Below are 24,050 nucleotides of genomic sequence, written 5' to 3' on the forward strand. Positions count from 1 at the left end.
GGATCAATGCGTGCTGGCCCGTCGCCAGCCGACGGCCAGGGGAACCGCGCACACCGCGCAGACGCCCGCGGTCCACAACAGCACCCCGATCATCGGTAACAGGACCGGGCCACCCATCGACAGTCCGCGCATCGCCGAGACCGCATAGCTTACTGGCTGATGGGCCACCACCGGCTGAATCCAGTGTGGGTATTGGTCCAGCGGAATCAGGCCCGTGGAGAAGAAGATCGCGATCGCCTGGGTCAGCTCGACCCCCTCGACGATCACTGCCTGCGACGAATAGAGCGCCACGGTGGTGACCATGACGGCGAAGGCGATGCCCAGCGTCACCGGAACGCACAGCCACATGAGGCTCGCGATCAGACCTTGGCGAAACTCGAAGCCCATCAGGATCCCCACGCCCAGCATCACGAGAGTGGTGAACAGAATCCGAACCGCGTCCGCCAGGATGCGGGCCATCAGACCCGACATCCGGTGCACGGGCAGCACCCACAGTCGGGACAGCAGTCCGCTGGTGCGTTCTCGCATCAGGTCGATCGCGACGAACGCCGATCCGGTGATCGCGGCGCCGAGTGCGATCAACGGAACGATGCTGTACATCGCATCATGGTGGGTTACGGCATAGATCAGATTGCCGAGCACGATCTTCAACACCAGCATGAACAGAATCGGGAAGACCAGCGCTTCGATGAGGGTGACGAAGTCACGCGACCAGCGCGTGAGTATCCGCTGGGTCTGCACCAGAGTCTGCCAAATGACCAGCCGGGCAGAGTGGTCGGTGTGCTGGGACTGTGCGGGCGCAAACGCGATTTCTTGACTTGTCATACCGATCATGGCCGCCGGGACAAAACGATGATGGACACGGGCACCAGGAACAGGGCGAAGCCGGCTAGCCACGCCAAGGTCGGCGTCATTACCGTCCACGTCACCGGTATGGCCGCCTTGGTGGTATCCCCGGCCAACGCGCGCAGCGCCACCACGAACTGCGTTATCGGTTGGTTGCGAACAAACGGGTGGATCCAATGCGGAAACAGCTTGAGCGGCATGAGACCAACGGACAACAGCCCAAAGATCAAGATGGGCAACGACAGCAACGGCAGCATGGCATCGGGGTTCTTGGTGCCGGTGCCGAGTAGGTCGGCACCGAATGACAGCACCGCCCCGATCGCGATCGCCAAAAGGCAGTAGCCGACGATGTAGAGCGGTCCGCGATTGAAGTGGAAGCCGATCGCGTATCCGCAGATCAGCGCCACCGTCAGACCGACGCAGCAGCGGTAGATCGCGGCTGTCACGCGGGCGACTACCGGTGTCAACGGGGCGATCGGCATATACCTGAACCGTCGATTGATGCCCTGCAGGGAATCGGTGGCCGCCCGAAAGGCCGAGGAGATGGCGGCGAACGAAATGGACTGCAGCACGATCAGCGGGGCGATGTATTGCCCCAAGCTGCTGGCGACACCGGAGGCGCCGCCACCCACATAGTGATTCCACGGTATGGCGAACGGTATGTAGAAGCCCACCGTGAAGACCACTGGCGCGCCGACCATGGTGATCAGCTCCGGGTCGCGCAGGCGCGGTTTGGTGAAGCGTCCAACGAGCACCCACCATTGCTGCAGCGTCGACAGACGTGGTTTCGCCGCGCTCGGGCCTGCCCCCTTGAAGGTCGGGACCGGGGTTGGGTCGACCGCCGAGATGCTCACAGCATGGCCCCCGACGCCACGTGACTCAGCGCGTGGGCCTCGCTGGGATCGGTTGTCATGGAAAGGAATACGTCATCAAGAGACGGCCGGCGCAGCGCGATGTCGGCCAGCTCGATATTGGCCTCAGCGATCCTTCGGGCCGCTTCGATGAGGGTGCGGGTGCCATCGGGAGCCGGCATCGTGATGCGGTCCGATTCCGAGGTCACCATGGCCCTGTTGTGCTCGGGCAACAGCGAGCCGAGGGCGGCGACGGTAGCGTCCAGATCCTTCAGATGCCGCGGCACAATCTCGCAGAAGGTGTCGCCGGCGCGGTGCTTGAGCTCATTGGCAGTACCGTCGGCAATGATCTTGCCGTGATCGATCAGGATGATCCGGTCGCTGAGCGCGTCCGCCTCCTCGAGATACTGCGTGGTCAGCAGGGTGGCGATGCCAAGCTTCTTGAAACTGGTGACCAGGTCCCAAATGGCTTGTCGGCTTCTGGGATCCAGCCCCGTGGTCGGCTCGTCCAAGAACGCCACTTGCGGCTCGACCACCAGTCCGCACGCGATGTCGATGCGTCGACGCATCCCGCCTGAGTAGGTGCGCACCAGCCGCTTGCCGGCATAGGTGAGGCCAAATTGATCGAGGAGTTCCTGCGCCCGCTGGCGAGCACGGGACTTGCGCAGCCCGTAGAGGCGGCCGAACAACACCAGGTTCTGCTCCCCGGTCAGCCCGTCGTCGACGGCCACTTGTTGCCCGGTGACCATGATCGAGCGCCGCACTCCGGCCGGCTGGGCGACGACGTCGTAGCCGGCGACGTGGGCCGAGCCGGTATCCGGGCGGGTCAAGGTGGACAAGATGTCCACCATGGTCGTCTTGCCCGCCCCGTTCGGGCCGAGTAGACCGATGACCTCGCCGCGGCCAACCTCGAAACTGATGTCGTTGAGAGCCACGACGTCGCCAAAGGCCTTGCGAACCCCGCGAACCTCTACCGCCAAGTCGTTGTTACGCATCCAATCCTCCTCAGCCGGCATCCAGGCTCGAGAGGTCCACCAGAGCGCCGGCTTCGATTACCCCAACCTTTTCGTCTTCGTCGCGCTCTTCCTGCTCCGCCGCGATGCTCTCCTGGATCAGTTCGCTGAGTGCGGTGGGGAACGACCGCGCCAGCGCCGTTGCTGTTTCCGCGGTGATACGCCGGGTGTCGTACCACCAATCCACATGTAGCGAGCTGCCGGACCGGTAGGCCCGGATTTCGACGGCGTGGCCGAGCCCAGGGAGCGGCTCTCGCACCGGCATTGCCAAGTCGGAATCGAACTGTACCGGAGCATCCACGGGGGGCAGCTCGGGAATCGTGCCGGCGTACCGGAAGTGGATGTCGGGTGTGCGCTGCGCACCCAGCACCCGTCCGGTCGGGGCATACAGGTACCGCAGCAGCCCGTATCCGATCCCATAGTGCGGAACCGACTTGAGGGTGTCGTGAACGGCGTCGAGCCCCTTGAGCGCTGCCGCGCCTTGCCCGGTGGCACACGTCAGGGCAACCGGGTAGTAGGTGGTAAACCTGCCGACGGTCCTGCGCACGTCGACATCCGGCCGCAGCACCGAGCGGCCCTCGCCGTCGAGCTCGACGGCCACCACGCCGTCACCGACGGTTTGGGCGATCGTTCGGCCGAGCGCGGCCAGCAAGATGGTCTGAATCGACCGCCGGAACCGGCGCCGGGCATCGTCGAGCTCGGATGTCTGCTCGGCGTTGAGCACGCTGGGCAGCTTGGTCAGATCGGTGGCGCTGGGTGGCTGGGCGGCATCGCCATCGGTCAACCACAGGTTGGCCTTGGTCGACTGCTCGATCCAGTACGAACGGGTGTCGAGGGCCGCCGGGTGGGTCGCCAACGCCGCGCAGCGTACCGACCAATCCCGCCACCCGGTGGTGACCAGGTCCAGCTTGATCTCTTGATCGCCGAGCCGCTGCGCGAACGCGGTGATGATGTCTGCGCCCAGCAGCTGACGCGAGGCGTCGTCGGCAACCATTTCGTGCAATGCCAAACCGAGGTATTGCGCACCACCATTGGGTGCAGTGACATGCACGGCGATCAGCGGCGCGTTCGAATCACCTTGCTCGGCAATCAGCTCGGCCACGATGTTGGAGACCGCGCTGTGCTCATCCGCCTCGTCGGCGGCCAGGTCACCGGGAAGCTGCCGGGTGGCAAGCTCGGTGAAGTCTGCAGGCGCTGCGATGTGCTGCTCCCACACTCCGCCGTTCTCGACCAGGCGCAGGCGCAACGCGTCGTGGTGGTTGGTCACCGCGCTGAGCACCGCTCGAATGTCCTCGGGGCCCACTTGGGGATCCAGTCGCAGGATCAGGGGTACCCGCCAGCGGCCGGTGTCGCGCAACCCACGGTCGAGGAAGTACGCGATGTTGGGCGGAACTGCTGGATTTGCGTCGGCCTCCGGGGGCTTGGCCAACCCGCTGGACGCGAACGAGGCATCGATGGCGGCCGTCAACGACGCAAGGGTGGGATGTTCATACAGATCCTGCGGCGTGATGGTCAGACCTTCGTTGGCGGCGCTCATCGCGATGCTGATCGCCATCAGGGAATCGCCGCCCATGTCGAAGAAGTTGGCGTTTCGATCGACCGAGCCGACACCCAGGCACTGCGACCAGATCCGCTGCAAGACGTCTTCGGTCTGCGACTCCCCGGTTTGCGCACCGCCGCGGATGCCCGAGTCGGCGCCCGAGCCGAGCTTTGCGCCAACCGATGAGCCGTTGCTCGCGGTGGGAATCTGCGCCCAGGCCATGTGCTTGGGCTCGACCCAATGCCGTTGGCGGGCAAACGGATAACCGGGCAGGGAGACGATGCGCGGCGAAGCCGCACGCCGTGGCGTCCAGTCCACGTCAACTCCGGCCGACCAGAGTTCACCCAGCGCGCGCAGGAAAGTTTCGCGGTCATCCAGGTTCTGGATCGGGTGACGCATGAGCCGGACGCTGCGGTGCCCATCCGACCATTTCGGATGCCGGATCGCCGAACCGGTCAGGCTGCCACCGGGCCCGATTTCAACCAGGATCCGGTTCGGTTGGGACAGCACCACGTCGAGTTCGTCAGCGAACCGGACCGTGGAACTGATCTGACGCGCCCAGGTAGCCGGATCGGTGACCTGCTGCTCGGACAGCCACGTTCCGGTGAGGTTGCTCAACAACGGTGTTTGCGGGGCGCGCAACTGCTGGCGGGACAGAAACTCCTGGAACCCTCCGAGCATCGGTTCCATCGAGCTGGAATGGAAAGCGTGGGTCGCGCGGACCCGGCGCACCGGTATCCCGGCCTCGTTGAGGCGTTGGCTGAATGCCCGGATCTCGTCCTTGGGCCCGGCGACCACGCAGTTGCCGGGATCGTTGACCGCGGACAGCTCCACCCCGTCGCCGAGGTACTGCGCAATGTCATCGGGGCCCACAGCCACGGCGACCATGGCGCCGGGGGGTGACTCGTGCATCAGGCGGGCCCGCAACGAGACCGTCTTGATCGCCGTCTCGAGATCGAAGACCCCGGCCAGGGTGGCCGCGATGTATTCGCCGGTGCTGTACCCGATATACGCGCCGGCGCGCACGCCATAGGTGTCGACCAATTTGGCCAGTGCGTATTCCACCGTGAACAGCGCCGGTTGTGAGCGGTCGATGCGCTCCAAGTCGGTGGCGGTTCCGTTGAAGATCTCGGCATTGAGGTCGACACCCATCTCCGCGCGGAATCCCGCGGCGCAGGCGTCGAAGTGTTCGGCGAAGACCGGTTCGGTCTCGTAGAGCCCCTTGGCCATTCCGACGTGCTGGGCGCCCTGGCCGGGGAACAGGAAGACGACCCGTTCTGCTGCCGCTGCGGTGGCATCGGCGACGCCGGCTACGGATTCGCCGACGAATATGCTGTCGTTGTCGGCCGCACGCAGCGCCGTTACCGCTTCTTCACGGTCGCTGACGACGGCGGCCATCGTGACGTTGTGCTTGCGCCGCCGGGACAGCGTGTAGGCCACATCGGAGAGGTCTGGGCTGTCCGACCGCTCCAACACCTCGGCCAGGGTGGTCCGCGACTCCGTAAGCGCCGCAGCGGTTTGCGCCGACAGCAGCAGCACCTGGGGGCCGGCCGGCTCGTCGTGCGCAGGCACCGTCGGTGCCTCCTCGAGCACGACGTGCGCGTTGGTGCCGCCGACGCCGAACGAACTCACCCCGGCGCGCAGCACCCCATCCCATTCCCAGGGGCCGTACTTGTTCTGCACGACGAATGGGCTCTGCTCGAGCCGCAGTTCCGGGTTCGGGCTGGTGTAGTGCAGCGTCGCGGGGATCGCCCGGTTTTTCAGGCACAGAATCGTCTTGATGAGACCCGCGATCCCGGCGGCAACTTCCAGGTGGCCGATGTTCGACTTGACCGAACCCAGCACGCAAGGACCCGTACGGGTGGTCTCAGATGCCTCGAAAGCCGTTCGGAGTCCTTGGATTTCGATGGGGTCGCCGAGCGGGGTGCCGGTGCCGTGGCACTCGACGTAGCTCACCGTCGACGCGTCGATGCCCGACACCGCGTGAGCTTCCGCGATGACATCGGCCTGGGCGGCGGGGTTAGGTGCCGCGTAACCCATTTTCGCCGATCCGTCATTGTTGATCGCCGATCCGCGGATGACGGCGTGAATGCGATCCCCGGCGTCGATGGCGGCCTGCAATGGCTTGAGGACCACCATCGCGACGCCGCTGCCGAAGACCGTTCCATCCGATCGCACATCGAACGGTCGGCAGTGGCCCACGGCCGACACCATCGATCCGGGCGAGGTGAAGTAACCGACGTGGTGGGGGACGCACAGCGAGGATCCGCCGGCCAGTGCGACGTCACACTCGCCGGACAGCAGGCTCAGGCAGGCCAGGTGGACCGCGACCAGCGACGACGAGCACGCGGTTTGGACGGCAATGCTGGGGCCACGCAGGTTGAACGCGTGCGAGATCCGCGTTGCCAGGAAGTCCTTGTCGTTCTGCAGGAACAGGCTGAACTGATCGAAGTTGAGCCCTTCGGCCAAAACCGTGTTCGGGTCCCGGTGCGAGAGCAGGTTGTGCAGCAGATAGCCACTGGGAGAGGAGGTTCCGTAGACGCCGATCGAGCCGTCGAACTTGGCGGGGTCGCAGTTCGCGTCTTCGAGTGCATGCCACGCGCACTGCAGGAACAGCCGGTGTTGCGGGTCCAGGACCTGCGCCGCCAGCGGTGGGAACCCGAAGAAATCGGCGTCAAACTCGTCGATCCCGTCGACCAGGGGAGCGCGACGCACATAGGACGGGTCGGCCAGCGTCTTGTCGCTGACTCCGGCTTCGCGCAGTTCCTCTTCGGACAGCGTGACGATCGATTCCTTGCCCCGCCGCAGATTGCTCCAAAAGGTCGAAACATCCTTGGCGCCAGGGAATTTGCCGGCCATGCCGACGACCGCGATCGCGTTGTCGGGGATGGTGCTCACAGGTTCTATCCTCGCTTCCGCCGCATCGCGGCTCCGTGTCGCGCTGCCGCGCGCTGCTGCGCCCGGTCGCGAACAACGTCGACATGTTCGTGGGTCTGCTCATCGCCGGCCAAGTCGAGCTGGCGGATCACGTCGACCGTCAGGCCATGCAACGACGCGCCTTGCAAAATCAGTGTCACCGGCGGCTCCACACCGAAGTCCGCTCGTGCGGTGTTTCGGATACGCACCGCCATCAGAGAGTCCAGACCCAGCTCCGTCAACGGCATGGAGGCATCGACAGCCGACCGGTCAGCGTAGCCCATCACCGCGGCGATGCGCGTGTGCAACCGCTCGGTCACAACTTGACGTGCCTCGGCCGGGTCCATTTCCTTGAGCGCCTCGGGACCAGCCCAGTCGCCGCCGTCGCCGGCCGCGTCGAGTTCTTGGACCACCAGGGTGAAGTAACCGAGGTTGCGGATCTCGGGGAAGGCGATCAGCGCTCGGTCCGAACGCAGCCGCGCAACGCCGGTGCGGCCGCGGTCGGCGGCGAGCAAGGCGTCCAGTGCCACCACGCCTTCGGCCGGAGTGATCGGGTCCAGCGGGGTGCCGACCAGCGCTTGGGCCACACCCACCTCTGACCACGGGCCCCAGTTGATGGTGGCGGCCGGCAAACCGGCCGCCCGGCGCCACGCAACCAGACCGTCCAGCCACGCGCTCGCGCACGCGTACGCGGTCTGGCCGGGGGAGCCCAACAGCGAAGCGGTAGAGGAAAATCCCAGCCACCAGTCGAGTTCGCGAGTCGCGGTTGCGTCGTGCAGTCGCAGCGCGCCGGCGGCCTTGGGGGCCCACACTCGTTCGAGGCTGTCCTTGGTCATCGAGAACAGCAGGCTGTCGTCGATGACCGCCGCTCCGTGCACGATGCCGCGCAGCTGGCGCTGCTGGTCCTCGGCCGCGGCAACCAGACTTTCCGCCACGCCTTCGGTGGCCGAATCGCCGCAGACCACGACCACCTCTGCCCGGCTTTCCAGCTCGGCCAGAACTTTGCGCTGCTCATCGGAGGGTTCGCTGCGGCCGTTGAAAACCACGCGGCCCGCGCCGCTGTCCACCAGCCATCGGGCGACAACCAAGCCGAGACCACCGAGACCGCCGGTGACGATATAGGACGCTCCCGGGCGAATGACCGGGTCGCGCTGCGGTTCGGGGTCGAGGATCGCGCGGCACAGCTGGGTGACGTATCGGCGCCCATCTCGCCAAGCGACAACGTCGTCGTAGTTCGGGTCGTCACGCGGCGAACTGAGTTCGCCGGCCAACCTCGTTACCGAATCCGCACCCGTGTCCAGGTCCACGAGGGTGGCGCGCAGTTCGGGGTGCTCGTAGGCGAGCACCCGCACCAGACCCTGCAACGCACCGATCGCGGGGCGGCCCGGCTCGTCGTGAACCACGAGGCCGCCTTCGGTGACCAACCACAGCCGCGGTGCCCGCCCATGCCAGGTGCCGACGATCGCGCGAACGACCGTCGAGATCTGCCAGACGGTATCGCGGGACTGGATCAGGCCGTCATAGCTGATGCGGCCGTCGTCGGCAGCGCCGGAGTTGTTCCCCGCGCCCCCAACGAAAACGACGACACCGACGGGAAGCCGCTCGGGATCGCCCGCGGTTTCGGCGAACGCGGCGAGCATGGCGGCTTCATCGCCTAGGTCTGCGGTGATCACCCGGCGTTGCGGCGAACTCCACCGCGCGACGAACTCGTCGGCGTTGGACTTGGCGTCGGTGAGCACCAGCCAACTGCCGGGAGCATCGGGTTGGTCTGCGCCGGCGATGGATTTCTCCACCCACTCGGTGTCGAAGATCTTCTGCGCCAACGGCAGCGGCACACTGCGGCGCTCGACGCGACGCAGGTAGATGTCGTTGATCTCGACGGTCACATTTCCCGCGTCGTCGGTCAGGGTGATTCGGCCCAGCTTCCCGGCGCCGCCGTCGTTGAGGTTTGTCAGCTGGGCCCGGCAGCGAGCATGCCGGCCGGGGTTGCTGTACACCCGCAACGTCTCGAACGACACCGGCAGATAACTGGCTTCGGCCGACCCGGCGAACTCGTCGTTGGGGACGGCGGCCGCCAGACTTTGCAGAGCCGCATCCAGCATTGCTGGGTGGATGCGATAGCCCTGGTGCCTGGGCGCCTCGTCAGAAAGGGTGATCTCGGTTTCCACGGATCCGTCTGGCCGTCGGAGAATGCGAGTCAGGGCGGCAAACGCCGGACCATGGTTCTGGCCGGCTTGGCGCAGCAGGGCGTACAGGTCGGCCGGTTTGATGTCGGTCTCGTCCTGACGTGACGTGCGTTCTTCCAGCACCGGGGCCGCGCTCGGCGTGGACGTTTCGGCCTTGGCCACGGCATGCCGGCGCCAGCCGCTGGCGGAGCGGGAATAGATCTCGATGCGCGTCTTGTCGTCGGCCCGTCGAGTCAACTGCGTTGTGACCTGAGTGTGCTCGTCCAGATCGAGCATCTGTTCGATCTCGAGCTGGTTGATCGAGAGGGCATCGACCGGCAGATCGAAAGCCTCGCTGGCCGCCGCCAACGCGATCTCGGCGAAACCCGCCGCCGGCATGATGGCCTGACCGAACACCTTGTGGTCGCCGAGCCAGGGGCAAGCCTTGGTTCCGACGTCGGCCTGCCAGACGTGGTCGTGGCCAGAGGGAACCTCGATGTGCACGCCGAGCAACGGGTGGGCGGCCACCAATTCAGATATCCCGGACCGATCCTCGACCCAGAATTGGGTGTGTTGCCAGGGCGTCACCGGGATGTCGGCGAGTTGACCAGTGACAGCGTCGGCGGGCTTTTTGCCGACCGCCGCCAGGTTCGTGTGGAAGGTGATGGCGTCGTCTCCGTCGCGTTGCAAGGTGGCGGTTATCAGTCGGGTTCGGCTCTCGGCTGCGGCCAACGTGTCGGTGATGGCATGCGTCAGCAGCGGGTGGGGGCTGATCTCGACAAAGGTGTGATGTTGCGCGCCGGCGGTGGTGATGGCCTGGTGGAACCGCACCGGATTGCGCAGGTTGGCCGCCCAGTAGTCGGCGTCGAGCACCGGCTGAGGCTGCTCGCAGGTGGTCGTGATCATCGGGATGGCGGGCGGCTGGGGAGTCAAATCCGCTAGCGCGCTTCGCAAGTCGGGCAGGATCGGATCGATGATGGGGTGATGCGAGGCGACATCGACCTCGATCCGTCGGGCTAGCCGATTCTGGCCGGCCACCGCGGCGATCACGGCGTCCACCGACTCGGGCGGGCCGGCCACCACCGACTGGTGTGGCGAGGCGTGCACGGCCAGCGTCACCTGCGGATAGTCGGCTATCAGAGCCTCGGCGGCATCGGAGTCGAGTTCCAACAGGGCCATCGCGCCCTGGCCGGCCAGCCGCGCCATCAGTCGCGAGCGGGTGGCGATGACTTTGAACCCGTCCGCCGGTGTCAAAGCCCCGGCTACCACGGCGGCGGACACCTCGCCCATCGAGTGGCCCACCACCGCGTCGGGTGTCACGCCGTGGGAGCGCCACAGTGCGGTCAGCGCCAGTTGGATACCCACCAGCACCGGCTGGATGCGGTCGATGCCGACCACCTCGCGGCCCTCGGTAAGGGTCTGCTGCAGCGAAAAACCGGCCTGGGCAACGAAATCGGGCTCCAGCTCGGCGATGGCTGCGGCGAATGACGGCTCGTCGGCCAACAACTGCCTGCCCATGCCAACCCACTGCGAGCCCTGTCCGGAGTACACGAACACGGTGCCCGGCTGGTTTTGGACGTCCTGGCAGCCCAGGACTCCGGGGCCAGGCTGGCCGGCGGCCAGTGCCCGCAGCCCCTCGACCGCGCCGGCTCGATCACGCGCAACCACGGCGCCGAACTTGCCATGGCGGGCCCGATGATGGTTGAGCGTGTGTGCCACATCGGCCAGCGGCGTCTGGGCCCCCGGTCCGTCCACCCAGTCGGCCAAGGCGGACGCCATCGCGGCCACCCGCTGCGGCGTCTTGCCCGAGACGACCAACGCCGACAACCCGGAACGGGGCTGATCCGCCGGCGCGGGCGCCGGGGGCTGCTCGAGCACCACGTGCGCATTCGTCCCGCTCAGGCCGAACGAGGAAACGGCCGCCCTGCGCAGGCCGGCGGGCCATTGCGCGCCCTGCGTGGGCACGAACAGCCGGGTTGACGATGCGTCGATGGCCGGATTCCAGCGGGAAAAGTGCAGATTGGGCGGAATGTATCCGTGCGCCACCGCCAACGTCGCCTTGATGAAACTGGTAATCCCGGCGGCCGCCTCGAGGTGACCGAGGTTGGTCTTCACCGACCCCAGGGCGCACGAGTCCGCACCCTTGTCTTTGCCAAGGCCATAGGTGGCCGCGAGCGCCTCGAATTCAATGGGATCGCCCAACACCGTTCCAGTGCCGTGGGTCTCGACATAGTTGACGCTGTCGGCGGTCGCATCGGCCAGCTTCAACGCCGTGCCGATCACATCACGCTGCGCTGCCGCGTTCGGCGCGGTCATGCCGTTGGATCGACCGTCTTGGTTGATCGCCGAGCCCCGGACCACTGCCAGCACGCGGTCGCCATCGCGGACGGCGTCGACCAACCGCTTGAGCACCACGACCCCGCAGCCTTCACTGCGGACGAACCCGTCGGCCAAGGCGTCGAAGGTTTTACACCGGCCGGTCGGTGACAGGGCGGACCACTTGGACAGCGCGATGCTGGTGAACGGTGACAGCATGAGCTGAACCCCACCCGCGAGCGCCACGTCGCTTTCGCGCAATCGCAGGCTCTGGCAAGCCAAGTGCAGCGCCACCAGAGACGACGAACACGCGGTGTCCACGGCCACGGCTGGGCCGCGCAGTCCCAACAGATAGGAAATCCGCCCCACCGCGGCACTGTGCGGATTGCCGGTGCTGATGTACGCGTCGATCTCGGCGCGACGCTCGAGGTTCACGATCGTGTAGTCCCACGCCGACAACCCCATCACCGCCGCGGTTCGGGTGCCGCTCAGCGGATCCGGTGGCAGGCCGGCATGCTCGAGGGCTTCCCAGGCAACTTCGAGCAGCACCCGCTGCTGGGGGTCCATTGCCACGGCCTCGCGCGGGGTGATGCCGAAGAAGTCGGCGTCGAACCCGGCGACGTCGTCGATGAATCCGCCCCATTTCGTCGTCATCCGCCCCGGTGCCCGCGGATCGGGGTCATAGAACGCGTCCGCGTCCCATCGATCGGCCGGCACCTCGTCGACGGCGTCCCTGCCGTCTACCAGCAGCTGCCAAAAGCTGTCCGGCCCCGAGACATTCCCCGGCAACCGGCAACCGATCCCAACCACTGCCACCGGCTCGGCGATATCTGTCGGGAACGCCGTTCCCGCCCGCACAAGTTCACGCGCGAGGACCTCGCGCGCCTTCGGTGACATCTGTGCCGCGCGTTCGGCAAGACTTGTCATTACTCGCTGCTCCCCGTTGCCGTTTCCAGCTCGCTTGCTGCCACGAGGTCGGACAGCAATTCCATTTCTTCGTCCGACAATGCCGCCTCCGCGTCGGGCGTCTGCTCGACATCGGCTAGCTGCGCATAGCCAAGGCGTTCGCACAACGCGCCGGCAAGATCGGTGATGGTCGGGTATGCCCAGACCAAAGCCGCCGGCAACGTGGTGCCCAGGCTCGCTTCGAGCCTGTTGCGCAACTCGAGGGCCATCAGCGAGTCCAGACCGAGGGACTCCATCGGCCGGTCGACGTCGATCGGCTCGGTTGAGCGCAGCACCGCCCGGATCTCGCCGGCGATCGCGGCCGCGAGCCGGGCGGGACGCTCGGCGGCGGCCGCACCCTCCAAGGCATCCAATTCCGCACGGATCGCGCCGCCAGCACGGCGCTCCGGCGTGGTCGACTCCTGCAGCTTCGAGAACAGCGACGAACCCGCTGCGGCCGGGAAGGATTGGAACCACTGCCGGGCGTCGAGAATGAACACACCGGTGCGTGCCCGGTCTGCCGATAGCACCAGCTGCATTGCCGCCAGTCCCTGCTCGACGGTGATCATCGAGACACCGAGATCGGCGAAGAACTGGGCGCGGCCGACTTCGGCCCACGGGCCCCAGTTGATTCCCACGGCGGGCAGTCCGAGCGAACGGCGATAGGCGACCAGGCCGTCGACGAACGAGTTCGCGGCGGCGTAGGAACCCTGACCGGGCGCCCCAAGCAGCGAAGCCACCGACGAGAAGGTCAGCCACCAATCGAGGTCGAGGTCGGCGGTGGCCTCGTGCAGCCGCCAGCTACCGGCGACTTTCGGAGTGAACACCCGCCGCGCGGCCGATTCCGACATGTTCAAGACAATCTCGTCGTCGAGCACCATCGCGCTGTGCAGGACTCCGGCCAGCCGGAAGCCGCTGTTCTGCACCGTCTGCACCAGCCGTTCGGCGGTGCCGGGCTCGGCGATGTCGCCGGTGACGACCTCGATCCGGGTGCCACCGGAGCTCAGATCCGCGATGGCCGCCCGAACGTCGTCGCTGGGCTCCGAACGTCCGTTCAGCACAATCAAACCCGCGCCCTGCTCGGCCAGCCACCGCGCGACCACGAAACCCAAACCGCCCATGCCGCCCACGATGAGGTAGCCGCCCTCCGGGCTGACCAACGGCTCCGGTGGGGGCGAGGCGATCGCCTCGACAGTGCCGCCATCGGGGATCGAGATGACGATCTTGCCGGTGTGCTTGCCGGAGGCCATGAGCCGAAATCCGTCGGCCGCATCGCGCAGACCGAATTCGGTGACCGGAAGCACTTCCAGCGTGCCATCGGCCACATGCTCGAGAATTTCCTGCAGAAGTTCGCGGTACTTGGCCGGCTGCAGCTTCAGATTCAGGTCAAGGTCCACCACCGAGAACGACGCGCTCTTCGCCAACGCGGCCAATCCCAGGTTGGCGTTGGCGTGGACGTCCTTCTTGCCCAGTTCGATAAACCGGCCGCCAGGGGCCAGTATCTGCACGCCGCGCTGAATCGCCTCGCCGGCCAGCGAGTTGAGAACGATGTCGACACCGTAGCCGTCTGTGAGCTCCAGAATTTCGTCGGCGAAGTCGACGGTGCGCGAGTCGCCGACGTAGTCGACGCCCAGGCTGGACAGCATTTCGCGTTTGGCATCCGAGCCGGCCGTCGTGTAGATGCGCGCGCCGATCATCTTCGCGATCGACACCGCTGCCATTCCGACCCCGCCGGTGGCGGAGTGGATCAGCACGCGTTCGCCGGGGGACAGCCGCCCGACCTCGCACAACGAGTGCCACGCGGTGAGATAGGCGATGCCGAAGGTGGCCGCCTCGTTATCGGGCAACGTGTCGGGGATCGGGACGACGAGATCGGCAATCGTGCCCAGATGCGATCCGAATGTGCCTGGGCCGAAGGCGATCACGCGCTGCCCGATCTCGAGTGAGTCGACGTCGTCGCCGATGGCAGTCACGTAGCCGACACACTCGCCGCCGATCACCGGAGCCGCACCGTCGAGTCCCGGGTAGACGCCCATCGCCTTGAGCACATCGCTGAAGTTGAGCCCGGCGGCGGCGACACGAACCTCCACCTGATCGCCTTGAGGCCGGCATCGTTTCACCTGATGCACGGTCAGCGAGTCCAGCCGTCCGGGTTGATCGGTCCGCAGCTGTACCGCCCCGCCGGCGTCCAGATTTACCACGGTGCGGCGAGATTCGAGTTCGAGATCCCCGGTGCCAACCGTCGGTGCGGCCACCAGTCGGTGGACAAAGCGTTGTCCGTCCCGAAGCGAGATTTCGTCGTCGTCCGCGCCGGCCAGCAACTCTTGGGTCAGGGCGGCAAGTGAGCCCTCGCCGTCGCCCTCGATGTCGACGAGGGTGGTCTTGAGTTCCGGGTGCTCGAAGGTGAGCACGCGCGCGATTCCTCTAAGCTGTGTCTGTGCCAGGGTGACCTCGTCGGCCGGACTCAGCTGTTGTGCGCCCCGGGTGACGATCCACAGTCGTGGGCTGTTCCGGGCCCCCATCCGCGTCACGGTCTGTGCCACGTCGGCGATCATCAGCGTGCGCTGCTGGGTCAGGTCCAGTTGAGCGTCCTGCGGCAGGGCCTCATCGACGGCTCGTGGCGGACAGACCACGACGATGTCCTGCCACCGGGCATCGGTTCGGGTGATGGCCGCGCGCAGCTTGGCTGCGTCGGCCGGTGACACCACGTCCAGCTCGGCGGCGCTGCCGGTCAGCGACGTCTGCAGGGCCGGCAACAGCCGGTCGTCGGCGCCGAGGTCACCGATCAACAACACGGCACCGGGTGTGGCGGCGGTTTGGTCGAGGGGTTTTGGCTCCCATTCCAGAGTGAACAGGCGGCTGGTGAGTTCGGTCGGGCTGGCGCTGGACCCCAGCACCGCCATCTCTACCTCGTCGATGACCAGCAGCGGCTGGCCATCGGGATCAACCAGGGTCACTCGGCCCACGAGGCGGTCCGGGCGATCGGTGGCGGCGAGCGAGCCGATCGCGCGGACTCCCTCGGCGATGTCGCCGTACACGTGGATACCCGCGAAACGTATTGGCAGCACCAGGGTGTGGCCAGAATCCTGCTGTTCGGCGAGTTCGAGGGCCATCCGGGTGGCCCCGAGGGTCTGCACCGCGATATCCATCATCACCGGGTGTAGCGCGAAGCCGCGGTAACCGATCCTGGCCGAAGAGGGGAGCCGGACGTCCGCACGGGCGGCACCCGACTCGGTGACGGCGAGGCCGACGATTCCGCGAAACGCGGGTCCGTGCTGTTGCCCGGCGCCGCGGAGCCGCTGATAGAGCTGCTCCGGGTCGAGTTCGTCGGTTGGGGCGCCCGCTTCCTCGACCGCCGGTCGCGGTGCGTCGCTATCGGAGGCGTCGTGGCGCGCGAGTGTCGCGGAGGCGTGCTTGACCCACCCCGAGGCGCCGCTTTGGGTGCTGATCTCGATCCGGCAGGTGTGCTCGTCCCCGGTGAGGGTGGTGACAAGTTTGGTGCCGTCGGTGACGTGGAGCAGTTGATGGAGGCTCAGTTCACGAATCACCCAGGGCTGATGCGCGTTTGAGGCCACCGAACCGTCCGGGCCGGCTGGGTCTGCCGAACCCTGGTCGCCTTCAGCGTCTTTGAAGGTGTCCATCGCTGCTGCCAGCGCGACCTCGGCGTAGGCCGACCCCGGCAGCACGCAAAGGTCGTCGATGACGTGATCTCCGAGCCACAGCAGATCCGGGCCTAGCTGGGATTCCCATACCCGGGTGCCATTGGTGGGATCGGTGACACCGATGCCGAGCAGTGGGTGGGATCCGGTCGCATAGCGAGACGCGGTCGTGCTGGAAATCCAGTGCTGGCCGTGTTGCCAGGGGGTGGTGGGTAGCACCGGGTGCGGTTCGGCAGGGTGCGGCGTCTGGGGGCCGCGGGTGGTGTGGGTCGCGTTGAAGTTGGTGTGGAACGTCAGGGTGTCATGCGCATCGCGCTGCAGGGTGCCGATGCTCAGATAACTCGCACCGGAATCGGTTTCGCCTTGGGCGCTGTCCTGGCTTGCGGCCAGCGTCTCGCTGATGGCGTGTGTCAACAGCGGGTGTGCGCTGATCTCGATGAAGGTGTGGTGGGCGGTGTCGGCACCGTTGAAGGCATGGGTGATGGCCTGCTGGAAGCGCACCGGGTTGCGCATGTTGGTGGCCCAGTGCTCGGCGTCGAAGGCCGGGCGACTTTCCAGATCCTCATAGGTGGTTGAGATGATCGGAATGGAGGGCGGCCGTGGGGTGAGGTCGGCCAACTCGGACCGCATCAGGGGCTGCAGGGCATCCATCGCCGGGTTGTGTGGGGCCACTTCGATATTGACCCGGCCGGCGAAGCGGTTCTGCGCGCGTACCTGCTCGATGAGTTCGTCGATCATCTGGGGCGGGCCCGCGATGACGGTTTGGCGTGGCGAGGCGTAGATGGCCAACGTGACCTCGGGGTAGCCAGCGATCAGTGCCTCGGTAGCCGTGGCGTCCAGTTCGAGCATCGCCATGGTGCCCTGGCCCGACAGCGGTGCCATCAGCCGGGACCGGGTCGCGGTCACCCGCAGGCCCTCGGCCGGCGTCAAGGCACCGGCCACCACCGCGGCGGCCACTTCACCCATGGAATGGCCGATCACCAGATCGGGTGTAACTCCGTAGTGGCGCCACAGCGCGGTGAGCGCCAACTGCATCCCGATCAGACCCAGCTGGATCTGTTCGATGCCTTCCAGTTCTTTTCCGTCGGCGATCACGTCGTGGAGCGAAAACCCGGCCTCGGCCAGGAACACCGGTTCCAGTTCGGCGATCGCCGCGGCGAATGCGGGTTCGTCGGCGAGAAGTTGGCGGCCCATTCCGGCCCACTGCGACCCGCGACCCGAGTACACGAACACGGTGCCGGGCCCGAGCGGCTTCTCGGGGCAGCCGACTACGCCGGTGGCCGGCTCGCCGGCGGCCAGCGCACGCAACCCCGTGATGGCTTGCTCGCGGTCGACGGCGGCCACCGTGGCAAATTTGGGTTGGCGGGCGCGGTGATGGTTGAGCGTGTGGGCCACATCGCTCAGTGGCACCTCGCTACCGGGGCCTTCCATCCAATCGGCCAGCGCAGCGGCCGTTGCGGCCACCCGCTGCGCCGTCTTACCCGACACCACCAGCGTCGACACCGCCGGAGCAGCGTCTCGCGGCACCGGCGCCGGATCCGGGGCCTGCTCGATCACCACGTGCGCATTGGTCCCGCTGACACCGAACGACGACACGCCGGCCCGGCGCGGTTGATCGGTGGCCGGCCATTCCATTTCCTCGGTGGCAATGGTCAGCCGCGACACGCCTTCACTGGCGTGGGGAGTGAGCTGGCGGAAGTTCAAGTTGCGTGGAATACGGCCGTGTCCGACGGCCAGCACCGACTTCATGAATCCGGCGATCCCGGCCGCGGCCTCCAGGTGGCCGAGGTTGGTCTTGACCGCGCCGAGCACCAGCGGCTCGCGGCCCTCCCGATCGGCGAAAACCTTACTCAGCGAGTCGAGTTCGATCGGGTCGCCGAGGGGAGTGCCGGTTCCGTGCGCCTCGATGTAGTCGATGTCGGCCGGCGTCAACTTGGCCGAATCGAGCGCCTGCGCCAGCAGCGCTTGCTGGGCCGGGCCGTTGGGAACCGTCACGCCACTGCTGGCGCCGTCCTGGTTGACCGCCGAACCGCGCACCACGGCGAGGATCCGATTGCCGTCGCGCTGCGCGTCGGACAACCGCTTGAGCACCACCACGCCAGCGCCTTCGCTGCGTACGTACCCGTCGGCGTCCGCGTCGAAGGTCTTGCATTGACCCTCCGGCGACAGCATGCCCCACCGGGAGCAGGCGATGCTGGTTCCGGGGCTGAGCAACAGGTTGGTCCCGCCGACCAAGGCCATGTCGGTTTCGCGCCAGCGCAGGCTTTGGCAGGCCAGGTGGATGGCCACCAACGACGACGAGCACGCCGTGTCCAGGACCATGGCGGGACCTCGGGCCCCGAGCAGATAGGCGGTTCGTCCGGCAGCGAAGTTCGCCGAGTTCCCGGTGAGCAGGTAGGCGTCCAGTTCTTCGGCTCGCACGGCGCCCGACATCATCAGCATGTAGTCATAGGCCGTTACGCCGACGAAAACCCCGGTCTGGGTGCCGCGAATGGTCTGCGGCGGGATTCCCGCGTTTTCCAGGGCTTCCCAGGCAACTTCGAGGAACAACCGTTGTTGCGGGTCCATCGCCGCCGCCTCGCGCGGCGGGATGGAGAAGAACTCCGCATCGAATTCGCTCGGCTCCCATGTCGAGAGGAAGCCGCCTTCGCGATTACAGATCGTTCCCGCAAGGGTGTGGTCGTCGGTGTAGAGGGCGTCGGCGTCCCACCGCTGGGAGGGAACCCGGACGATGCCGCTGCGGCCTTCGTGCAGCAAGTCCCAAAACTGTTCCGGGTTGTCGACTCCACCAGGGAATCGGCACCCCATGCCAACCACTGCGATTGGCTCGGTGCCCGCCTTTTCGGCGATTTCCAGGCGTGCGCTGAGGTCATCGATCTTGCGCAGCGCATCGGTTATGACCGCTCTGCGGTCCGGTGTCGCGGTCATCAGGTTCCTCGCAGCCTCTGCGAAAGCTGTTCCAATAGTTCGGCTTCGGTCAGTTCGTCGTAAACATCGGCTGTCGACTCATCGTCGGTCTCCAGCTCGGGCAGGATAGTCGCCAGATAGTCGGTAAGGCTGTAAACGGTCGGGTAGTCGAAAACCACCGACGGTGGCAGGAACTCGCCGAGGCTGTCCGACAGCGCCCGCTGCAGCGTCACGCTCATCAATGAGTCCATCCCGAGCTGGAAGAAGCCCGTGGAGGGATCCAGCGATTCGCCCGCATGTAAACCCATCACGTTGGCGGCAAGCATTGCCACCTGGTCGTGCAGCATGTCGTGGCGACGCTCCGGTGCACAGTTGCGCAGGGCGACACGGAATTCGCTTTCCAGCACCGTCGTCTCGTCCGAGACCGGCAGCACATCATCGACGATGCGCAGCGACCCGCGGGTTCGGTAGGCGGCGGCCAGCAGCGGCCAATCCGCCGCCACGACTACCGAATGCACTCCGGCGGCTTGGCTCATCACCAGCGGCAATGCGCCGATGGCGACGTCGTCCTGCATGGGCACCAACCCGGAGCCGAGGCTGACCTGGCTGGCATCGTGCTCGGCGTCGGCGAGGGACTTCCACAGGCCCCAGTTGACCGTGGCGGCCGGCAACCCCATCACCCGGCGCGCGTAGGCCAGTGCGTCGAGGTAGCCGCTGGTGGCGGTGTAGTGGGCTAGCCAGCGTGAGCCGATCAGGCCGGAGATGGAGGAGAACAAGACGAAGTGACGCACCGGGACCTTCAGCGACAACCGGTGCAGCAGGGCCGCGGCGTCGAGTTTGGGCGCAAACATGGCCGTCACGTCGTCGTTTGTCATCTCGGTGAGCAGCACGGGCTGGCCCGCGAAGGCGGCCAGATAGATGCCTTCCAGCGGTGGCAAGTCGGCACCGAACCGGTCGAACAACGCGGTCATCGCGGCTTCGTCGGTGGCATCAGCGGCCGCGATGACGAGGTTAACCCCTTCTGCGGCAAGGCTTTCAGCCAACTTCTGCAGCCGCTGACCGGGATTGCGCGATACGGCGACGATGGTCTTGGCGCCCATCTCGGCGAGCTGGTTGATGAGGTGCGGCCCGATGTTACCGGTGGCGCCGATCACCAATTGGCTAGCGCCGGCATCCAGCGCGACCGGTTGCGCGGCGAGGGAGTGTCTGCGCAACCGGGGAACGTGGCGCACCCCGGACCGGTAGACCACCTGGTCCTCCGAGTCGGTGGCGTCGGCTTCGTCCAGCACCTGGCGCGCGACCACCTGGGCCGGCACCGAGTTGTCGAAATCGATTATTGCGCCCCAGATTTCGGGGTGCTCGAGGGTGATGGTGCGGCCCAGGCCCCACAGCACGCCATGGCTGGGGTTCGCGGGATCGCCTTCGGCGATCGGCTGGGCGTTGCGGGTGGCGATGAGCAACTTGGCCGGTGAGCCGTTGGCGATCATCGCAGTGGCGAGGCGGCGCGCCTGGTGGAACAGCTGGTAGGCCTCTGCGACATCGAGCAGGTCGGCGGGGACCGGCGGCGCGTAGAGCACGTAGTCGACATCGTTGAGCGCCCGGGCCAACGCGGCCGGCTCGCTATCGCTGTCCAGCACGTCCGCGCCACGGCCCAGTTCGGCGGCCAGGTCGGCATTGCCCAGCACCAGCCACCGGCCGTGGACCGCGGTCTGCGCACTCGGCGTGTCCGGCAAGGACTGCGCCGCCCACACAACCTTGTGGGACCACTCGTCGAGGAGGCTGCCGCTCTCCGGTGACCAGCGGGTATCCAACGCGGCCCCGGTACCGTCTCGAGACTCCGACCGCGACAGCGCGGGTGAACTCGAGGCCGCGTTGTCGATCCAGTGGTGGGTGTGGTGCCAGGGTGTGGTGGGGATGACCTCATCGTCGGTGCCGCGCCGGCCGGCTGGCGACAGTTCCGGACCCTGCTCGACGATTGCATGCGCATTCGTCCCGCCCAGGCCGAAGGAGGAAACCGCCGCCCGTCGTGGACCCGAATCTGACGGCCAAGCAATGTTGTCGAGCGGAACGAAAAGCCGCGTCGATGCCGCGTCGATGGCCGGATTCCATTGTGAGAAGTGCAGGTTCGGGGGGATTTGGCCGTGTTGTACGGCCAGTACCGCCTTGATGAACCCGGCCACGCCGGATGCGGCCTCGAGGTGACCGATGTTGGTCTTGACGGCTCCCAGTGCGCACGAGTCGCCATCCTGGCCTTTGATGAGGCCATAGGTGGCCGCCAGCGCCTCGAACTCGATCGGGTCCCCGAGTTGGGTTCCGGTGCCGTGGGTCTCCACGTAGTGCACACTCTCCGGCGCGACATCGGCCGAGCGCAACGCGTCGGCGATCACATCGCACTGGGCGGCCGTGTTCGGTGCCGTGATGCCGTTGGAGCGCCCGTCCTGGTTGACCGCGGAACCGCGCACCACCGCCAGTATCTGATTCTGGTCACGTAGCGCGTCGGTAAGACGCTTGAGCACCACAACCCCGGCGCCTTCACCACGTACGAACCCGTCGGCGGCCGCATCGAAGGTGGCGCACCGGCCTTCCGGTGAGAGCAGGCCCCACGCTGAGATGGCGATCTGGGTCTCCGGGCGCAGGGTCGCGCTGACCCCGCCCGCCAGTGCCAGATCGGTTTCGCGCAGGCGCAGGCTCTGGCACGCCAGGTGGATCGCCGACAAGGACGACGAGCAGGCCGTGTCGATTGCCGCGGCCGGGCCACGCAGCCCCAGCAGGTAGGAGATCCGCCCGGCGGTAATGCTGTGCGAGTTGCCGGTTCCGGTGTAGGCGTCCACGTTTTCGCGGCTGGACGCCAACATGGATTGGTACTCGTTGAAGTAGACGCCCATCATGACCGCGGTTCGCGTGCCGGCGAGGGATTCCGTTGGAATGCCCGCATGTTCGAGGGCTTCCCAGGTGACCTCGAGCAGCATCCGCTGTTGCGGGTCCATCGACGCCGCTTCGCGCGGGGTGATGCCGAAGAATTCGGCGTCGAATCCGGCGATGTCTGCTACGAAGGCGCCCCACTTGGTGGTCATGTGCCCGGGCGTCAACGGGTCGGGGTGGTAATAGTCGTCCGCGTCCCAGCGCTCCGCGGGAATCCCCGAGATGGCGTTGCCGCCTTCGACCAACAGGTCCCAGAAGCTGTCGGGGCCCGTCACGTTCCCCGGAAAACGGCAGCCGATACCCACGACCGCCACGGGCTCTGCCGTGGTGGTGCGTGAGGCCCGGGAGAACTCCTCGGACAGGGCAGCACGCTGCTGAGCCGTCATACTCGAGATGCGGCTGTACACAGATCGCATTACCCAGGGCCCTCCGGGAGCAGTGAAGACGACTCGATGCGGTCGAACAGGCTGTCCAATGTGCTTCCCGCTGAAGCGGACAATTCGGCCATCTGGTCGTTACTTGAATTATCTTGTGGCGCAACACGGTTAGCGAGATAGCTGGCAAGTGATGCGACAGTCGGGTGATTGAACAGCATGGTTGCCGACAACTCGATACCCACGAACATCTCGGCCTCGCGCCGAATCGCCATCGCCATCAGGGAATTGAGCCCCAGTTCGGCAAGCGGCCGGTCGGTTTCCAGATCTGACTCCGAAACCCGCAGCTCGCGGGCGACTATCCTGCGTAGCCCCGCTTCAAACTCGGTGCGCACTTCCTGCGCCGACAGGTGCGACCAATCTCGCGCCGGAATCGTCGAAGCCTCCGCAAAATCGCGCAGCAGATCGTCAACGATGTGCAGGGACCCGCGGGTTCGGTAGGCGGCGGCCAGCAGCGGCCAATCCGCTTCGACCACAACGGAATGCACTCCGGCGGCTGGGTTCATCAGCAGCGGCAGTGTGCCGATGGCGACCTCGTCCTGCATCGGCAGTAGTCCGGATCCCACGCTGACCTGGCTGGCGTCGTGCTCGGCGTCCGCGAGGGACTTCCACAGGCCCCAGTTGACCGTGGTGGCCGGCAACCCCAGGGCGTGGCGTGCGTAGGCCAGTGCGTCGAGGTAGCCGCTGGTGGCGGTGTAGTGGGCGAGCCAGCGTGAGCCGATCAAGCCGGAGATGGAGGAGAACAAGACGAAGTGGCGCGCCGGGACCTTCAGCGACAACCGGTGCAGCAGGGCCGCGGCGTCGAGTTTGGGTGCAAACATGGCGCGCACGTCGGCATCGGTCATTTCGTTGAGCAGGACCGGTCCGCCGGCAAAGGCCGCCAGATAGATGCCTTCCAGCGGTGGCAAGTCGGCACCGAACCGGTCGAACAGCGCTGTCATCGCTGCTTCGTCGGTGGCATCAGCAGCTTCGATGACGAGGTTGGTCCCTTCTGCGGCAAGACTTTCAGCCAGTTCTTGGAGTCGCTGTCCGGGATTGCGCGACACCGCGACAACGGTCTTGGCGCCCATCTGCGCGAGCTGGCGGATCAAGTACGGGCCGATGTTACCAGTCGCGCCGATGACGAGTTGACTGCTGTTGGGGTCCAGCGTCACCGGCGCCACGGCAGGCGCCGTGCGGCGCTGCAAGCGGGGCACGTGGCGACCGCCACACCGGTAAACGACCTGGTCTTCGCCATCGGTGCCGGTGACTTCGCCCAGTATCTTCGGCGCCGCCAGCTCGGCCGGCATCGATTCGTCCAAATCGATAATGCCGCGCCAAATTTCGGGGTGCTCCAGGGCGATGGTGCGGCCCAGGCCCCACAGCACTCCGTGCGCGGGGTTGGCGCGATCGCCCTCGGCGATCGGCTGCGCGTTGCGGGTAACGAGCAACAGTTTGGCCGTCAAAGACGCCTTGGTCATCACCGTGACCAGGCGGCGCACCTGGTGGAAGAGCTGGTAGGCCGCGTTGACGTCGAGGGACTTTCCTGCGGGTGGG

General features: G+C 66.5%; 8 protein-coding genes. All 8 read right to left on the bottom strand.

Annotated elements, in window-relative coordinates:
* Positions 1–3 precede the first annotated feature (3 nt).
* From MMSP_RS10185 to MMSP_RS28315, 8 genes are read right to left on the bottom strand one after another with little or no spacing between them, the layout of a single operon-like run.
* Positions 4–834 (bottom strand): ABC transporter permease, encoded by an 831-nt coding sequence (locus tag MMSP_RS10185; RefSeq protein ID WP_020786536.1) that lies wholly within the window; start codon positions 832–834, stop codon positions 4–6.
* The gene (locus tag MMSP_RS10190) at positions 831–1,700 is read right to left on the bottom strand and encodes an ABC transporter permease (protein WP_012393577.1); all 870 of its coding nucleotides are present in this window, start codon (positions 1,698–1,700) and stop codon (positions 831–833) included. The genes MMSP_RS10185 and MMSP_RS10190 overlap by 4 nt, the downstream gene beginning before the upstream one ends.
* On the bottom strand, positions 1,697–2,692 hold the full coding sequence (locus tag MMSP_RS10195) for an ATP-binding cassette domain-containing protein (protein ID WP_020786537.1): 996 nt from the start codon (positions 2,690–2,692) through the stop codon (positions 1,697–1,699). Before MMSP_RS10195 ends, MMSP_RS10190 begins: the two co-directional genes overlap by 4 nt.
* 10 nt (positions 2,693–2,702) lie before the next feature.
* Entirely contained in the window at positions 2,703–7,148 is a 4,446-nt protein-coding gene (locus MMSP_RS10200) for a type I polyketide synthase (protein WP_020786538.1), read from the bottom strand.
* A gap of 5 nt (positions 7,149–7,153) precedes the next feature.
* Positions 7,154–12,574 (bottom strand): type I polyketide synthase, encoded by a 5,421-nt coding sequence (locus tag MMSP_RS10205; protein WP_020786539.1) that lies wholly within the window; start codon positions 12,572–12,574, stop codon positions 7,154–7,156.
* On the bottom strand, positions 12,574–19,179 hold the full coding sequence (locus MMSP_RS10210) for a type I polyketide synthase (protein ID WP_020786540.1): 6,606 nt from the start codon (positions 19,177–19,179) through the stop codon (positions 12,574–12,576). Before MMSP_RS10210 ends, MMSP_RS10205 begins: the two co-directional genes overlap by 1 nt.
* Positions 19,179–22,496, bottom strand: a complete 3,318-nt coding sequence (locus tag MMSP_RS10215) for a type I polyketide synthase (RefSeq protein WP_036426408.1) — start codon at positions 22,494–22,496, stop codon at positions 19,179–19,181. Before MMSP_RS10215 ends, MMSP_RS10210 begins: the two co-directional genes overlap by 1 nt.
* Positions 22,496–23,974 carry a beta-ketoacyl reductase gene (locus tag MMSP_RS28315; RefSeq protein ID WP_369797350.1) on the bottom strand — a complete coding sequence of 493 codons (1,479 nt, stop codon included), beginning with the start codon at positions 23,972–23,974 and terminating at the stop codon, positions 22,496–22,498. Before MMSP_RS28315 ends, MMSP_RS10215 begins: the two co-directional genes overlap by 1 nt.
* Positions 23,975–24,050: the final 76 nt, after the last annotated feature.

It is taken from the genome of Mycobacterium sp. 012931 (assembly GCF_000419295.1).
GTDB lineage: Bacteria > Actinomycetota > Actinomycetes > Mycobacteriales > Mycobacteriaceae > Mycobacterium > Mycobacterium marinum.

Bases quoted from the DNA above. Each gene is read 5' to 3' on its own strand.
- MMSP_RS10185 (WP_020786536.1), bottom strand. From the start codon at position 834: ATGATCGGTATGACAAGTCAAGAAATCGCGTTTGCGCCCGCACAGTCC.
- MMSP_RS10195 (WP_020786537.1), bottom strand. From the start codon at position 2,692: ATGCGTAACAACGACTTGGCGGTAGAGGTTCGCGGGGTTCGCAAGGCC.
- MMSP_RS10205 (WP_020786539.1), bottom strand. From the start codon at position 12,574: ATGACAAGTCTTGCCGAACGCGCGGCACAGATGTCACCGAAGGCGCGC.
- MMSP_RS10210 (WP_020786540.1), bottom strand. From the start codon at position 19,179: ATGACCGCGACACCGGACCGCAGAGCGGTCATAACCGATGCGCTGCGC.
- MMSP_RS10215 (WP_036426408.1), bottom strand. From the start codon at position 22,496: ATGCGATCTGTGTACAGCCGCATCTCGAGTATGACGGCTCAGCAGCGT.
- MMSP_RS28315 (WP_369797350.1), bottom strand. From the start codon at position 23,974: ATGACCAAGGCGTCTTTGACGGCCAAACTGTTGCTCGTTACCCGCAAC.